The sequence below is a fragment of the Velazquezella soli genome (assembly GCF_977018685.1).
This window is the reverse complement of sequence record NZ_CDRNXF010000004.1, coordinates 2,302,790-2,318,000: the sequence shown is the minus strand read 5'-3', so window position 1 is coordinate 2,318,000 and position 15,211 is coordinate 2,302,790. Positions and strand designations below refer to the sequence as shown.

The following is a 15,211-nucleotide window of genomic DNA, read 5'->3' as shown; positions in this document are numbered from 1 at the left end:
CATTTTGTCCGCATGTTGAAAATCTGCGGAGCATCCTCGTCGTGAAAGCGATCCTTCTACTTCTGAGCGGGCTTGTCTTGGCCGTCACGGTCTTCTTGAGTGGCGTTGCGGCTACGGCCTATCTCATTGCCGAGCCGGCGCCTCATCGCTTTTCCAACGTTGACCATCCTGATCTCTGGACCTCGACACCCGTGGTCGTGAGCAGCGGCGATCAGCGTTACGAGCGGATTGCTGCTGTGACCGCAAAGATCGATTTGCCGGCGTCGGATGCGCAGGGGCAGCCCGTAGCTGCCCAGGACCAGGCGACGGATGCGGTGGACGGCGTCCAGACGGCTTCCTTGGATGAGGCAGACCAGGCGTCGGTAGATCCTGTGTCCGATGCATCGGTTAACCAGGCGCATGCCGACTGGTGCTTCGCGCGCTACCGTTCCTACAGGCTCGAGGACAACACCTACCAGCCTTACAGGGGTGGCCAGCGTCGGGCTTGCCAGTCACCGGTCGCCATGTCGCATGGTCAGGACAACATTGTTTCTGGCAACGAAGACACCGGCATCGAAGAGCAGGGGCTGGTTCAGCAGGTCAGCGCCACGAGCACGATGATCGGGCGTGGTCAAGACGGCCGTCTTGTGCGTGAAACTGACCGCTCGTCTTCGCCGCAAAACGCCTCATACGACGCAACATCCATGGGGAACCCGGCGCACGAGGAGTGGTGCCTGTCGCGATATCGTTCATACCGCGCCAACGACAACAGCTACACGTCCTACGGCGGCATGCGCCGCACGTGTCAGTCCCCCTACGGATGAGACCTAACTCAGCCCGTTTTCAGCAATGTGACCTTCGGCTGTTCGTCTTCCTTCAAGCCTTGAACCAGTTTGGCGAGCCAATCCACGAAGACCCGGACCTTGTTGGAAAGGTGCCGGGTTTGCGGGTAGACGATGTATAGCGGCAGCGGTTCGCACTCCCATTCGGCGAAGATCTCGATGAGTTCGCCCCTCTTCACGTGCTCCTGGACCATGAACCGCGCTGCCTGTGCGATCCCGAGACCCGCGACCGCCGCGTTGACGTAGGAGCGCGCATCATTCACCGAGACGACGTAACGCGGCATGATCTCCAGCGTCTCGTCCTCTTTGCAAAAGTCGAAGGTCATGATCCGGCCGGCCGTCGCGTTGAGGTAACCGACAGAGAAATGGTCGGTCTCCAGATCTCGCGGATGGGTCGGCATACCGAATCGCTCAAGATAGTTCGGGGATAGGTAATTGCGCATGCGAAGCTCGCCGACTTTGCGCGCAATCAGCGACTGGTCCTTGGGCGTGCCGCCTCGAAGAGCACAGTCGACATTTTCAGCAATGTAATCGACCAGCCGGTCGCCCACCCCGATATCCAGCTGGATCTGCGGGTAGCGCTGGTAGAATTCGCACAAATTGGGGATTACGACGAGGTCGGCGAACGCCCCTGCCATCTCGACACGCAGTCGGCCCGTGGGCTGGTTCTGCGATTTCGACATCGTGCCGTCGAGTTCTTCAAGTTCCGACAGGATCTGTACGGCGCGCTCGTAGTAGAGTGCTCCATCGGTCGTGACCATGACCCGACGTGTCGTGCGGTTGAGGAGCTTCGTGCGCAGATGCGCCTCTAGACCCTGGACCATGTTGGTGGCCGTGGTCTTGGGAATATTGAGGGTCGCGGCAGCACGCGTGAAATTGCCCGTTTCGACGACGCGCACGAAGACGCGCATAGAGGAAAGCTGGTCCATCGTTGATCCCGTTCGAAAAGTTGTATTATTCGCCTATCCGGAACAGTGTTGCCGATATCAGCGACTTGTGAGTTCTGTCAGGAACAATAATATCAGGGTCAAGTTATTCGGCAAGATGCCTTTCGCCAATGTGGCTTTTTGGCTCCATAGCGAGGAGGACTGGATGACGGACTGGAACAAGAACGCGGATATCGAATGGGCAGGCCTGCCCGTTTCCATACACCGTTACGAAGGCCAGCCGGCAGCCAAAGTCGCGCCGATTCTACTCTATCTGCGCGGATCCGCATTCCAGCAAGGTGGCCTGCGGGACCGTGAAGTGCCGATCGGAAAAGTCTTCTCGGAGGCGGGTTCGATCGTTGTCGAGGCGGATTATGGTGCCGCCTCGGGCAACCTGTTTCCGCAGGCAATGGAATGCGCCTTCGCGGCGCTGACCTATCTCAGCAGCAACCGCAAGCGCTTCGGGTCCGCCCGTTCCCCGCTTTTCGTTGCGGGCGATGAGGCAGGCGGCAACGTGGCGGCGGGTGTGGCTTTGAAGGCGCGAGACCAATTGCCGGGCGAGCTTCGGGGACAGATCCTTCTGTCGCCGATGATCGATCCGATGATGGCCTCGAAATCGTTTCGTCGAGCCGACGAGATCGGCATGCGCGAGAAATGGTCCGACGGTTGGAGCCATTATCTGCGTTCGGCCTGCGGTTTCCAGCATCCCTATGCTGCGCCCTGTCTGTGTTCGCGGCTATCCGGTCTTGCGCCGGCTCTGGTCGTGAGCTCGGAAGACGATCCGCTGCATGACGAGGTTGTCAACTATGCGGACCGGCTCGAAGCCTCGGGCGTCTCGGTCAGGCAGAAAATATTCCCGAAAGGCGCAGGCTGGACGGGTGTCTACAAGGGCGGGCAGGGGAACTGGATGGCGGGTCTATCCGCCGAGTTCAAAGGCTTCGTCGAAACGTTGAGTGAATAAGCAGACGTCGATTTCTAGCGTTTGACAACGGTTTTCTCCTCCTCCCTGGGGCAGGACCGTCAGGAGATTATGATTATGTTGAAGATCAAAAACTGGGCCCCGTGGGGCGCCGGAATAAGTGTTGCTGCGCTCATTGCAGGCGCTTCGCTCTCTATCGATACGCCGACAGGCGCCCATGCGGCGCCCGCGGAAGCGGCGGCTCAGCCGGCGGTGCCGGTCACGGTTGCCGCCGTGCAGCCGAAGAACGTCACCACCTGGCAAGAGTTTTCCGGCCGTCTGGAAGCTGTTGATCGCGTCGAGGTTCGCCCAAGGGTGGCCGGCGCAATCCTGTCCGTGCATTTCCGTGAAGGCGGTCTCGTAAAGGAAGGCGATCTTCTGGTCTCGATCGATCCCGAGCCCTACAAGGCAGCCGTCGCTCAGGCGGAGGGACAGATGGCATCCGCCCAGGCAAGGCTCGATTATGCCGAGACCGAGCTCGAACGGGGCAAGACGCTCGCCTCGCGCAACACCATTTCGCAGAGCGATCTTTCGCAGCGTCAGAGCGCCCGCGCCGAAGCGATTGCCAATGTCCAAGCAGCAAGGGCAACGCTGAAATCGGCGCAGATCAATCTGGATCATACCCAGATTCGTGCCCCGATCTCCGGGCGTGCAGGTCGCATTGAAGTCACCGTCGGCAATCTCGTGGCGGCAGGCTCTGCCTCGGCGGTGCTGACGACGCTCGTGTCGAGCAGCCCGATCTATGCAAGCTTCGATGCAGCCGAAGAACTGGTGGCCCGCACACTGGCCCAGGTCGACGTCAAGGACGGCGTGCCGGCGATTGGCGACGTTCCGGTTGAGGCCAGCACGCTCGCGTCAACGACGCCTGTCCGCGGCAAGCTGCAGCTGATCGACAACGAGGTCAACGCGGCAAGCGGCACGATCCGCGTCCGCGCCGTCTTCGACAATCCGGGCGGGCGCTTGATCCCCGGTCAGTTCGTGCGGGTCCGCATGGGTGAACCCAAGGCCGAAGATCGCCTTCTGGTCAGCGAAAAGGCCATCGGGACCGATCAGGACAAGAAGTTCGTGCTGGTTGTCGAGGCGGGCGACAAGGTCGGCTACCGGCAGGTTCAGCTCGGATCGGTGATCGATGGTCAGCGGATCGTCGAAAAGGGCCTTTCTGCCGGCGATCGTGTCGTCGTCAGCGGGCTACAGCGCATCCGCCCGGGCGCGATCGTGGCGCCGCAGGACGAAGTCGCCACCAAGTGACTTGATGCGGTCTGCTTCTCCCTAACTGGAGGGGCGGGCCGCAACCACAACTACAATTGCGAGACACGGTAAGCACTCGCGGCCTGCACAGGCCGCGAGAGGGGAGCCTGTTGTTTCTGTTCGACCCTGGAGAGAGGGCTTAGACAATGAATATTTCAAGATTTTTCATCGACAGACCGGTTTTTGCTGGCGTCCTGTCGATCCTGATTGTGGTCGCCGGCCTGCTTGGCATGCGCGCACTTCCGATTTCCGAATATCCGAACGTGGTTCCGCCTTCGGTCGTGGTGAAAGCGACCTATCCCGGCGCCAATCCGGTCGTGATTGCCGAGACGGTTGCGACGCCGCTAGAAGAGCAGATCAACGGCGTCGAAGACATGCTCTACATGTCGAGCCAGGCCACATCGGACGGCGTCATGACGCTGACGGTGACCTTTAAGCTCGGCACAGATCCGGACAAGGCGCAGCAGCTGGTGCAAAACCGCGTCAGCCAGGCTGAACCGCGCTTGCCATCCGAGGTGAGGGCGCTCGGCATCACCACGATCAAAAGTTCGCCCGACTTCATCATGGTCGTCAACCTTGTCTCGGATAGTGACCGTTATGACCTCACCTACCTTCGCAACTACGCGACGCTGAACGTCAAGGATCGGCTGGCACGGATCGAAGGCGTCGGCCAGGTGCAGGTTTTCGGTGCCGGCGACTATTCCATGCGCGTCTGGATCGATCCGCAAAAGGCTGCCGAGCACAATCTCGCGGCAAGCGATGTGACGGACGCGATCCGCGCGCAGAACGTCCAAGCCGCAGCCGGCATTATCGGCGCCTCGCCGAACCTGCCGGGCACCGACCTCCAGCTCAACGTCAATGCCCAGGGACGTTTGCAGTCGCCCGAAGAGTTCGCCAACATCATCGTCAAGAGCGGCGCCAATGGGGAGATCACAAGGCTCCGCGACGTCGCACGCGTCGAAATGGGCGCGGCCGACTATACGCTGCGGTCGCTTCTAGACGGACGCCCGGCCGTTGCCATTCCCGTCCTGCAGGCTCCTGGCTCGAATGCGATCGAGATCGCCGATACGGTCCGCGCGACCATGGATCAGCTCCAGCTGGCGATGCCGGAAGGCGTCAAATACGAGATCGTCTACGACACCACGCAGTTCGTCCGCTCGTCGATCGAAAAGGTCGTCGATACGCTTCTCGAAGCCATTGCGCTGGTCGTCATCGTCGTCATCGTCTTCCTGCAGACCTGGCGTGCCTCGATCATTCCGCTGATCGCGGTTCCGGTCTCCATCATCGGCACTTTCGCCGTGATGTATGCGCTCGGCTTCTCGATCAACGCGCTGACGCTGTTTGGCCTCGTGCTTGCGATCGGTATTGTCGTGGATGACGCGATCGTCGTCGTCGAGAATGTCGAGCGCAATATCGAAAACGGGCTCAATCCGCGTGATGCCACCTATAAGGCGATGCGCGAAGTCTCCGGCCCGATCATCGCGATCGCGCTCGTTCTTGTCGCCGTGTTCGTGCCGCTCGCCTTCATCTCCGGCTTGTCCGGCCAGTTTTACCGGCAGTTCGCGCTCACCATCGCCATCTCGACCGTGATCTCGGCGATCAATTCGCTGACCTTGTCCCCGGCACTGGCAGCTCTTCTGCTCAAGGGGCATCATGCGCCGAAGGACCGGCTGACGCGGGCTATGGACTGGCTGTTCGGCTGGTTCTTCCGCGGCTTCAACCGCGTCTTCGGTTCCGCCTCCAACGCTTATGGCCGCACGGTGGGCGGCCTTCTGTCGCGCAAGAGCATTGTCATGGTGATCTATCTCGCCCTGATCGGTGCAACCTACAGCGTGTTCAACGCGGTGCCGGGCGGCTTCGTACCGGCGCAGGACAAGCAGTATCTGATCGGCTTTGCACAGCTGCCGGATGGGGCAACGCTTGACCGTACCGAAGATGTGGTGAAGCGCATGAGCGACATCGCCCTGAAGCAGCCGGGCGTCGAGCATGCGATTGCATTTCCGGGCCTGTCGATCAACGGCTTCACGATCGGATCCAATTCCGGCATCGTCTTCGCAGTACTTGACGACTTCGAGAACCGCACGACGCCGGAGCTTTCGGGCGGCGCCATCGCCATGGCACTGAACCAGAAATTCGCCGGTATCCAGGATGCGTTCATCGCGATGTTCCCGCCGCCGCCGGTCAACGGTCTCGGCACCACGGGCGGCTTCAAGCTGCAACTCGAAGACCGCGCCGGTTACGGTTACCAGGCACTGGACGATGCAACCAAGGCCGTGATTGCCAAGGCCATGCAGGCGCCGGAACTGGCAGGCATCTTCTCCAGCTTCCAGATCAACGTCCCGCAGCTGTTCGCCGATCTCGACCGCGCCAAGGCCGAACAGCTGGGCGTATCCGTCACCGACGTGTTCGAGACGCTGCAGATCTATCTCGGCTCACTCTACGTCAACGACTTCAACGCGTTTGGCCGTACCTACAGCGTGAGGGTGCAGGCGGATGCGCAGTTCCGCGCCAAGCCCGAGGATATCGGTGCATTGAAAGTTCGTTCGCAATCGGGCCAGATGATCCCGCTTTCGGCGCTCCTCAAGGTGGACGCCCAGACGGGTCCGGAACGCACGACGCGCTACAACGGCTTCCTCGCCGCGGATATCAACGGAGCGCCGGCACCTGGCTTCTCCTCCGGTCAGGCGGAAGCGGCGATCACCAAGATCCTCGACGAAACACTGCCGTCAGGCGTTGCCTTCGAGTGGACCGATCTCACCTACCAGCAGATCCTTGCCGGCAATTCGAGCATCATCGTGTTTCCGCTCGCCCTGCTGCTGGTCTATCTCGTGCTGGCGGCCCAGTACGAAAGCCTGACGCTGCCGATTGCGATAATCATGATCGTGCCGATGGGCGTGCTGGCGGCACTGACGGGTGTCTGGCTGACGGGAGGCGACAACAACATCTTCACCCAGATTGGGTTGGTGGTGCTGGTCGGATTGTCGGCGAAGAACGCGATCCTGATCGTGGAATTCGCCCGCGAGCTGGAGTTCGAAGGCCGAACGCCGTTCGAGGCTGCAGTCGAATCCAGCCGCCTTCGCCTTCGCCCGATCCTGATGACGTCGATGGCCTTTATCATGGGCGTGGTGCCGCTGGTCGTGTCCACCGGTGCCGGTGCGGAAATGCGCGTCGCCATGGGTATCGCGGTATTCTCCGGCATGATCGGGGTGACCTTCTTCGGCATCTTCATGACGCCGGTCTTCTATATGCTGGCGCGCCTGATGACCGGAATGCGGCCCCTGCGGCAGCACGGTTTGGAGGCGCCGCCCGCTCTCTCTCCAGCGGAGTAGCTGGCCTCCAGGCCCTGCGGGTTCTTCCTCTGGAAGGATCCGCAGGGCATTTTCAATTGTGCCAAGCCATAATGGGCCAGGGTTAACCTTACCCCGTAACCATTGGTAAAGGCTGTGATTGCGCTGCTTACCAATCGGTGGCAATCAGTTCGCACGCCCCTCGTAGCTCAAAGCCAGAGCAGCTGCTTCGTTTGCAGCCGATCCAGGTTCAATTCCTCGGCAGGGGCACCATCTTCCTTTCTCGCTAGATCGCGCCACCATCGATCACCAGTGTCTGCGCAGTTATGGCAGCCGCGGCGCTCGACGCGAGAAACAGACACGGGCCCACGACATCCTGCGCCACCAGGCTGCGTTTGAGGCACTGGCGCCCAATCATCGCGGCGATGTCCTCATCCTTCAGCCACAGGTCCTTTTGCCGCTCGGTGACGATCATGCCGGGCAGGATGGCATTGACCCGGATATTTTCCGGCCCAAGCCTGCCGGCGAGGCTTTTGGTCAGACCGACGATACCGGCCTTGGCGGTTGTGTAGGATGGCATGCCACCCATGTTGAGCATCCAGGCGATCGATGAGAAATTGACGATCGCACCACCGCCCGCCAACCGCATATGCGGCACGGCGGCTTGCGATGTGAAGAACACCTGCTTCAAATTGATCGCCTGGCTGAGGTCCCAGTAATCTTCGGTGATATCATCGAGATCCCGGCGATCGTCCCAGGCGGCATTGTTCACGAGCACCGAGAGTGACCCCAGGCTTGCTGCCGCATCATCGACCGCATGTTTGATGGCGTCGGTATCGCGCAAGTCCGCCCTTATATATCGGACTGGATGATCGTTGATCGCGGAAAGCCGGTCCGCCAGTGCTGTGCTGGGTTCGTCGGCAATGTCGATAAACGAGACCTTCGCGCCATGGGCCGCGAATCCCTCGACAAGCGCCGCTCCAATGCCGGATCCGCCGCCCGTGATCAGCACGCCGCGGCCGCGCAGATCCGCGTGCCCCATCAAATCCTCATTCATAGGGTTTTCTCCATTCCCATTCTCAGTTCTAACGCTTCGAACCTCGCCGTCAATTGCGCCGGCTCCCTCCTATCTGTAGTCCGGATGCGTATCCGGTCCTGCAAATCCCGTCAGTCTCTCCAAAAGGAATTCCGCATTGTCAGTCTCCCAAAACGTCATCGTCCTGCCGACCAGAGGTTATCGCGGCTTTCTCTTCGACATGGACGGAACGATCCTCAATTCGATTGCTTCCGCCGAACGTGTCTGGGGACGCTGGGCGGCAGAGCAGGGGCTCGACGTGGAGAAATTCCTGCCCTTCATGCACGGCAAGCGCGGCATCGACACGATTACGAGCCTCAACCTGCCGGGTCTTGATCCGGCAGTGGAAGCGGAGAAGGTTCTGCGCGGCGAGATCGACGATGTCGAGGGTATCGTTCAGATACCGGGCGCTGCTGAATTCTTGGCGAGCCTGCCCGCGGGGCAATGGGGTGTCGTGACGTCGTCGCCGCTGGAACTCGCAAAGGCAAGACTTGCCGCAGCTGGCCTTGCGATACCGTCCATGCTGGTCACTGCCGAGGACGTCACGATCGGCAAACCGGACCCGCAGGGCTACAGGCTCGGCGCGAAACGGCTTGGCGCAGACCCTTCCAACGTGATGGTGTTCGAGGACGTCCCTGCCGGCATCAAGGCAGGCGAGGCGGCGGGTGCCGATGTCATGGTGATCACCGCCACCCATACCCACGAGGTTGAGGGCGGGCACTTCCGGATCCCGGATTACACCGGAGTTTCCGTGAGCGTCGCCAACGACGGCCTTATCACCTTTCAGTCCAGAACCTGAGAAGCATGACGCCGGTCATCTGATGACGGTCAGGCCGCACTGCTGGATGTCTTCATGAACTGGACGGTGGCGATCCACAGTATGACGCCGAGGCCAAGCAGGGCGGCGGCAATGGCATACTGGACCGGATCGCGACCGGCCCAGGGACCCGCCAGAAACACGCAGGAGATAACACCGAGAACCGGCAGGATCGTTGGGGTCCGGAAGTGCTTGTGGTCGACCTTGTCCTTGCGCAGGACCAGCACGGCGACATTGACGATCGCAAAGACGCAAAGCAACAGTAGTGCAGTCGTCCCGCCAAGAGCGGGCACGCCGCCGGCAAAGAGAATCAGACAGACGGCGAGAAGCGATGTGAAAACGATTGCGATATACGGCGTGCGGCGTGTTGCGTGCACCTTGCCGAGCATGGCGGGAAGGACATTTTCGCGGGCCATGCCGTAAATCAGCCGGCTTGCCATCATCATGTTGATCAGCGCCGAATTGGCGACGGCAAACATCGTGATGATCGCAAAGATGCTGATCGGGAACGCGGGCGCTCCGGCCTGGATGACTTTCAGAAGCGGTGTTTCCCCTTCGCCCAGTTCGTTCGCCGGCACCAGAGTAATCGCAGAGATTGCCACGAGAATGTAGATCACGCCGGTGATCGCGAGACCGGTCAGCAGCACTTTCGGGAAGAGACGGCTTGGCTCCTTGCACTCTTCGGCCATGTTGACCGAGTCCTCGAACCCGACCATCGCGAAGAAGGCGAGACCGGTTGCGGCGACGACTGGCCAGAACGTTCCGCTGCCTTCCGGTGTGGCGAACGTCCAGGCACGCGACACATCGCCCTCGCCACCAGCAATCGCCCAGAGGCCGATGCCGATGATGATGAGAAGGCCGGTCAGTTCCACAACGGTCAGCACGACGTTGAGCTTTACGCTTTCACCGACACCGCGGAAATTGACCGCTGCCACCAGCGCAATGAAGCCGACGGCGATCAGCGGTACGCCCCAGACCCCGAGATCCAGGCCGAGCGACGTCGAGAAGTTGGCGGCAAACGCCCGCGATGCGGTCGCCGCAGACGTGATGCCTGAGGACATCACGGCGAAGGCGACAAGGAACGTGACGAAATGGACGCCGAAGGCTTTATGGGTGTAGAGCGCAGCACCAGCTGCCTGCGGATATTTGGTGACGAGTTCGAGATAGGAGCAGGCGGTGAGCAGGGCGACAAGAAAAGCGATGAGGAATGGAAGCCAGACAACGCCTCCAACTTCAGCGGCCACTTGTCCGGTCAGTGCGTAGATCCCCGTTCCGAGAATATCGCCAACGATGAACAGCAGCAGCAGGCCGGGGCCCATCACGCGCTTAAGTTCAGGTGTTTCTTCTTTCGCGCCGAACGCCTCTGCCATGACTGCCTCCCAACATGGTCCTACATGGCAACACTAATGGGAACATCACACGATTGTTCCATGTTTGGTATGGTTTAACCGATCACGCCGAGCGTTACAGCCGCGACGACGCCATAGCGAAGCGTCTTGCCGATGAAGACCAAAACAAGAAACGTTGGCAGCGGTTCTTTAAGAACACCCGCGACAACGGTGATGGCATCGCCGCCGATCGGTAGCCAGCTCAGGAGCAGCGACCACTTTCCGTATTTACGATACCACGTCTTCGCCTTCTCGAGCTTGTCAGGCTTGACGGGGAACCAGCGTCGGTCCCGGAACCGCTCCACGCCCAATCCCATCAGCCAGTTGACGACCGAGCCGAGCGTATTGCCGACGGAGGCCGTGAGCACAAGGGCCGCAAGCGCATAGCGATCGGACAGGATGAGGCCGACAAGGACCGCTTCCGACTGCATCGGAAAGATCGTGGCAGCGATGAATGCAGCAAAGAACAGGCCCGCAAAGGCGGCAAGATCGACCATGGAAAACCGGGCTTAAAACGTGGAAATGAAAAAGGGCGGGAAACGACCCGCCCTTTTGTCCGGATGGTGAAACGCCTCAGACGTTGCCGATCTGCTTGGAATCGACGGCTGTGTCGTCTGCAACAGGCTTTTGTGCCTGATGGCGGGTACGCCAGTCGCCAAGGAACAGCAGGATCGGCGCTGCGATGAACACCGACGAGAGGGCAGCGACGAGAATGCCGAACACCATCGGGATCGCGAAGCTGGAGACGGCGCTGCCGCCCCAGATAGCCATTGGCAGAAGCGAGAGGAACGCCGTTGCCGAGGTATAGAGGCTTCGAGCCAGCGTTTCGTTGATCGACAGATCGATCACGTCGCGCAGCGGCATCTTCTTGTAGAGGCGCATATTCTCGCGCATGCGGTCATAGACCACGACCTTGTCGTTGACAGAGTAACCGACCAGCGTCAGCAGCGCGGCAATCGCTGTCAGGTTGAAGTCGAGACCGGTGATTGCGAAGAAGCCGATCGTCTTTGTCACATCGAGCACAAGTGTCGCGATGGCACCGACGGCGAAGGGCCATTCGAACCGCACCCAGATGTAGATCATCATGGCAATCGAGGCGAGCAGGACCGACAGGAAGCCGGCAGTCGCAAGTTCGCCCGATACCTTCGGACCGACGACTTCGGTACGCTCAACCTTGGCAGTCTGGTCGATCTTCAGTACTTCCGTCTTGAGCTTCTCGACGGCCTCTGTCTGGGCGATCTCGCCGCCTGGCTGGCGCTCGACACGGACCAGGAGCCTGTTATGGGCACCGAATTCCTGCAGTGCCACTTCACCGAGACCGAGTTCGTTGAGGCCCGAACGGAAGGATGCAAGATCCGCTTCGTTGGCGGTCACCACTTCCATCTGGATACCGCCGCGGAAGTCGACGCCGTAGTTGAGGCCAGGCGTCACGAACAGCACGAGCGAGGCGATCGACAGGAGAACCGACACGCCGATACCGATGAAGCGACCCTTCATGAACGGGATACGCGTACCATCCGGAACGAGATTGATCGGTAGAAGCGGCTTGATCTCGATCTTCTTCAGCTTGCGCTGTGCGGCAATGTAGATCATCGCGACGCGAACGACCGACACGGCGGTGAACATCGAGATCATGATGCCGAGGCCCATGGTGACCGCGAAGCCGCGGACAGGACCGGAGCCGAACCAGAACAGAAGGACGGTCGCGATCAGCGCCGTGACGTTACTGTCGACGATGGTCGAGTAGGCGCGGGCAAAGCCCGAGTCGATTGCCGCAAACGCGCTCTTGCCCTTGCGGGTTTCTTCCTTGATGCGCTCGTTGATCAGAACGTTCGCATCGACTGCAAGACCAATGCCGAGCACCACGCCGGCGATGCCGGGCAGGGTGAGCGTCGACCCGATCAAGGTGAGGCCGGCAAAGGTCAGGACGACGTTGATGAGAAGCGCAGCGTTGGCCAGAATGCCCCAGCTTCCGTAAAGGAAGAAGATAAAGCAGACGACGAGGACGAAGCCGATGAGGCCGGTGAAGATGCCCATTTCGATCGCATCGGAGCCAAGGTCGGCGCCGACGGTGCGTTCTTCGATGACAGTGAGCTTGGCGGGCAGGGAGCCGGCGCGCAGCAGCGCGGAAAGGGTGGTCGCGTCCTCAGGCGTGAAGCTGCCCGAAATCTGACCGGAACCGCCGGTGATCGGCGTCTGGATGACGGGTGCACTGAGCACCTTGTTGTCGAGCACGATCGCAAACGGACGGCCCACATTGGCCTGTGTGATCTGGGCAAAGCGGGCTGCACCGGCACTGTCGAACCGGAAGGTGACGATCGGCTGGCGGCTCTGCTGGTCGAACGCCGCGCGGGCATCGGTCAGGCGGTCACCGGAGAGTTCGACGCGGTCGAGCACCGGATACTGCTGACCGCTCTCGTCTGCGATCATGGTTACGCCCGGCTGGCCCTGGTCACCGAGAAGGTGGAAGCTCATCTTGGCGGTCGAGCCGAGAAGCTGGCGCAGGCGCGAAGGGTCCTGTTCGCCTGGAAGCTGGACGAGAACGCGGTCCGAACCCACACGCTGGATCGTCGGCTCGGCGACGCCGACCTGGTCAACGCGCTGGCGGATGATCTCAAGGCTTTGCTCAACGGCAGCGTTGATATGGGAGGTGATCCCCGCATCCGTCTGGGCGATGGAAATCGTGTTGTCGCCCTGGCTGGTGATGGAAAGGTCGCTGCCACCAACCGTCGTGCCAAGCCCGATCGGGTTCGCGAGCGTCTGCAACTCGGTGACGGCCTGATCGCGCTGCGCTGGATCGCGAAGCGTAACAAGCACAGCCTCGCCCGAGCGACGGATAGCCGATGTTGCGAGGTTCTTTTCGCGCAGAACGCGGCGTGCATCCTGGATCAGGCCCTGGACACGCTCGTTGATGAGATCAGCGCGGTCCACTTCCAGCACCAGATGCGAACCGCCGCGAAGGTCGAGACCGAGCGACACACGGCTGTGAGGCAGGAAGGAAGGCACGCGGTCGAGGACCGATTGCGGCAGAATGTTCGGCATCGCCACCAGGAAGCCGAACACGATGACAAGGATATAGCTCGCCACCAGCCAGGGTGAATTTCTCATGTTTTAAGATCCTGCTTCGCCCCGGTTGCGCGTTTCGCAGCAAGGGGCCGTATGCGTGTGAGGTTCGACTATCGCGCTTAGGAGACGACGGGCGGTGCGCGCGGCAGCGGAACCGGCCAATGCGTGCCGATAGGATTGGCATCGGTGAGCGCGGATGCAATCGCCTGAGCAAATTCCGGAATCGTCAGTGTCGAGGCGGTGAAAGCCAAAGCGCCGTCTGCGCCGCTCCACTGGCTGGGACCAGCCTCCCTGCGGTCGGCAGTCGCCAGCGTGCGAATAGGATCGCGTTTGCTGGCTTGTGGTGTCTCCGAGCTCTTCTCGCTGGAATGCGCAATGCGCAAAATTGCCTGGCTGTCACGAAGGCCACCAGACAGAAGAGCGACGAAGGCGATCAGCAGTGCCGCGACAAAGACTGCCCATTGCGACGGGAGCTTGTCCTGCGCGCACCGGGCCGTCTCTCGTGTTCCTGCCGGAAACACCGCCATCCGTTCCAACTCCGGAATATTCGTAACACCGAAGAGCCTGCTTCGGAAGAATGCCGCTTCTAAAGGAGAGTGCTGGTACGGTCAATCGCATCACGGCAGGGGATAACCGAAGTTTGACCCGCCTCGCGTCGGGCGCGAACCGGCCTTGACCTCAGTCAACGATTGGACGGGGCTCACCAGCACTTTCGAGCTGGGGGTCCGCGAGCCCCTGACCGGTTATTGCCGGCTGCGACCACCTAACGTTGCTAGCCGGCCTGCTTCAATGGCAGCGCTCTGATTCGACGGTCAATCTCGATTGTATAATAATGAGCGTTTAAACCGCTGTTTCAAAACGAGCCGAAAAGACTATGCAGACTGGATCAGCGGCAAGACTTCGATCGTGCCGTGATAGATCATGGTGATTGCGACATAGACGATCACGGCGAGGCCGAGATAGGCGATCCAGCGGTAGCGGTTGAGCAGGTTCGCCACGAAATTGGCAGCGATACCCATCATCGCAATCGACACGACGAGACCGATGATCAGGACTGCGGAATGCTCCTGAGCAGCTCCGGCAACGGCAAGGACGTTGTCCAGTGACATGGACACATCAGCGACGACGATCTGCATTGCCGCTTGAAAAAACGTCTTTTGCGGCTGGTTGGCGGCCGCAGCGTTGAGCGCGTCGGCGTCTGCCGTATCGTGGGCACGCAGTTCGCTCCACATTTTCCAGCACACCCAGGCGAGCAACAGGCCGCCGACAAGCTGCAGCCCGACGATGCCGAGAAGGTATGAGGTGACCGCTGCAAAGATCAGACGAAGCACGGTTGCGGCCGCGATGCCGAACAGGATTGCCTTCTTGCGCATGTCCGCCGGAAGGCCGGCAGCGGCAAGACCGATAACGATCGCGTTGTCGCCGGACAGCACGAGATTGATGGCAATGACCTCGACGAGGGCAGCCAAGCCAGCAGCGGTAAATAGATCCATGATAGGGAGGCCTGAATGGGAAGGATTGGAGGTAATTTCCTCTATCCGCTTCTTCGCGGTTGCGCACAAGCAATTTACAATTGTCTTTGCGCAAACCGTGGAACGGATGGTCTGCCGGACGATCAGCAACGG

The 15,211-nt window shown here is 60.6% G+C and carries 12 protein-coding genes and 1 tRNA gene; 6 read left to right on the top strand and 7 right to left on the bottom strand.

Going from position 1 to position 15,211, the window contains the following annotated elements; translation table 11 throughout:
- The first annotated feature begins 41 nt into the window (after positions 1 to 41).
- A complete protein-coding gene (locus tag AC0JZ8_RS14690) occupies positions 42 to 803 on the top strand; it encodes a BA14K family protein (RefSeq protein WP_430251855.1) in 762 nt (253 codons plus the stop codon).
- A gap of 8 nt (positions 804 to 811) precedes the next feature.
- On the opposite strand, the gene AC0JZ8_RS14685 is transcribed toward AC0JZ8_RS14690, so the two are convergent.
- Entirely contained in the window at positions 812 to 1,750 is a 939-nt protein-coding gene (locus AC0JZ8_RS14685) for a LysR family transcriptional regulator (RefSeq protein WP_471892814.1), read from the bottom strand.
- 163 nt (positions 1,751 to 1,913) lie between these two features.
- Here AC0JZ8_RS14685 and AC0JZ8_RS14680 point away from each other — a divergent pair, with 163 nt between their 5' ends.
- From AC0JZ8_RS14680 to AC0JZ8_RS14665, 4 genes are all read left to right on the top strand, one after another.
- Positions 1,914 to 2,708 carry an alpha/beta hydrolase fold domain-containing protein gene (locus AC0JZ8_RS14680; RefSeq protein ID WP_471892813.1) on the top strand — a complete coding sequence of 265 codons (795 nt, stop codon included), beginning with the start codon at positions 1,914 to 1,916 and terminating at the stop codon, positions 2,706 to 2,708.
- 72 nt (positions 2,709 to 2,780) lie between these two features.
- Positions 2,781 to 3,953: an efflux RND transporter periplasmic adaptor subunit gene (locus AC0JZ8_RS14675; RefSeq protein ID WP_471893380.1), complete on the top strand. Its 1,173-nt coding sequence runs from the start codon at positions 2,781 to 2,783 to the stop codon at positions 3,951 to 3,953.
- A gap of 146 nt (positions 3,954 to 4,099) precedes the next feature.
- Entirely contained in the window at positions 4,100 to 7,282 is a 3,183-nt protein-coding gene (locus AC0JZ8_RS14670; protein WP_471892812.1) for an efflux RND transporter permease subunit, read from the top strand.
- A gap of 155 nt (positions 7,283 to 7,437) precedes the next feature.
- Positions 7,438 to 7,513: transfer RNA gene (locus tag AC0JZ8_RS14665), tRNA-Thr, on the top strand.
- A 13-nt stretch (positions 7,514 to 7,526) separates the two neighbouring features.
- Here AC0JZ8_RS14665 and AC0JZ8_RS14660 read toward each other — a convergent pair.
- On the bottom strand, positions 7,527 to 8,297 hold the full coding sequence (locus AC0JZ8_RS14660) for an SDR family NAD(P)-dependent oxidoreductase (protein ID WP_471892811.1): 771 nt from the start codon (positions 8,295 to 8,297) through the stop codon (positions 7,527 to 7,529).
- A gap of 199 nt (positions 8,298 to 8,496) precedes the next feature.
- Between AC0JZ8_RS14660 and AC0JZ8_RS14655 the strand changes: the two genes are divergently transcribed.
- Positions 8,497 to 9,114, top strand: coding sequence for an HAD-IA family hydrolase (locus AC0JZ8_RS14655; protein ID WP_471893379.1), 618 nt, complete (start codon positions 8,497 to 8,499; stop codon positions 9,112 to 9,114).
- Positions 9,115 to 9,143: 29 nt separating this feature from the next.
- Here the strand turns inward: AC0JZ8_RS14655 and AC0JZ8_RS14650 are convergent, their stop codons facing one another.
- The 5 genes from AC0JZ8_RS14650 to AC0JZ8_RS14630 all read right to left on the bottom strand — a co-directional run bounded on the left by AC0JZ8_RS14650 (position 9,144) and on the right by AC0JZ8_RS14630 (position 15,079).
- Complete coding sequence (locus AC0JZ8_RS14650; protein ID WP_471892810.1) at positions 9,144 to 10,502, bottom strand: APC family permease; 1,359 nt, start codon at positions 10,500 to 10,502, stop codon at positions 9,144 to 9,146.
- A 74-nt stretch (positions 10,503 to 10,576) separates the two neighbouring features.
- Positions 10,577 to 11,017, bottom strand: a complete 441-nt coding sequence (locus AC0JZ8_RS14645) for a YqaA family protein (RefSeq protein ID WP_471892809.1) — start codon at positions 11,015 to 11,017, stop codon at positions 10,577 to 10,579.
- 76 nt (positions 11,018 to 11,093) lie between these two features.
- The gene (gene secD, locus AC0JZ8_RS14640; RefSeq protein WP_174196709.1) at positions 11,094 to 13,628 is read right to left on the bottom strand and encodes a protein translocase subunit SecD; all 2,535 of its coding nucleotides are present in this window, start codon (positions 13,626 to 13,628) and stop codon (positions 11,094 to 11,096) included.
- 77 nt (positions 13,629 to 13,705) lie between these two features.
- Positions 13,706 to 14,113, bottom strand: coding sequence for a hypothetical protein (locus tag AC0JZ8_RS14635; RefSeq protein ID WP_092662217.1), 408 nt, complete (start codon positions 14,111 to 14,113; stop codon positions 13,706 to 13,708).
- 345 nt (positions 14,114 to 14,458) lie between these two features.
- Positions 14,459 to 15,079 (bottom strand): TerC family protein, encoded by a 621-nt coding sequence (locus tag AC0JZ8_RS14630; protein WP_092662219.1) that lies wholly within the window; start codon positions 15,077 to 15,079, stop codon positions 14,459 to 14,461.
- Between the last annotated feature and the right edge of the window lie 132 nt (positions 15,080 to 15,211).

Excerpts from the sequence above, each read along its gene's own strand:
- AC0JZ8_RS14645 (WP_471892809.1), bottom strand. The coding sequence starts at position 11,017 with ATGGTCGATCTTGCCGCCTTTGCGGGCCTGTTCTTTGCTGCATTCATC.
- AC0JZ8_RS14680 (WP_471892813.1), top strand. The coding sequence starts at position 1,914 with ATGACGGACTGGAACAAGAACGCGGATATCGAATGGGCAGGCCTGCCC.
- AC0JZ8_RS14670 (WP_471892812.1), top strand. The coding sequence starts at position 4,100 with ATGAATATTTCAAGATTTTTCATCGACAGACCGGTTTTTGCTGGCGTC.
- secD (WP_174196709.1), bottom strand. The coding sequence starts at position 13,628 with ATGAGAAATTCACCCTGGCTGGTGGCGAGCTATATCCTTGTCATCGTG.
- AC0JZ8_RS14630 (WP_092662219.1), bottom strand. The coding sequence starts at position 15,079 with ATGGATCTATTTACCGCTGCTGGCTTGGCTGCCCTCGTCGAGGTCATT.
- AC0JZ8_RS14685 (WP_471892814.1), bottom strand. The coding sequence starts at position 1,750 with ATGGACCAGCTTTCCTCTATGCGCGTCTTCGTGCGCGTCGTCGAAACG.
- AC0JZ8_RS14660 (WP_471892811.1), bottom strand. The coding sequence starts at position 8,297 with ATGAATGAGGATTTGATGGGGCACGCGGATCTGCGCGGCCGCGGCGTG.
- AC0JZ8_RS14650 (WP_471892810.1), bottom strand. The coding sequence starts at position 10,502 with ATGGCAGAGGCGTTCGGCGCGAAAGAAGAAACACCTGAACTTAAGCGC.
- AC0JZ8_RS14635 (WP_092662217.1), bottom strand. The coding sequence starts at position 14,113 with ATGGCGGTGTTTCCGGCAGGAACACGAGAGACGGCCCGGTGCGCGCAG.
- AC0JZ8_RS14655 (WP_471893379.1), top strand. The coding sequence starts at position 8,497 with ATGGACGGAACGATCCTCAATTCGATTGCTTCCGCCGAACGTGTCTGG.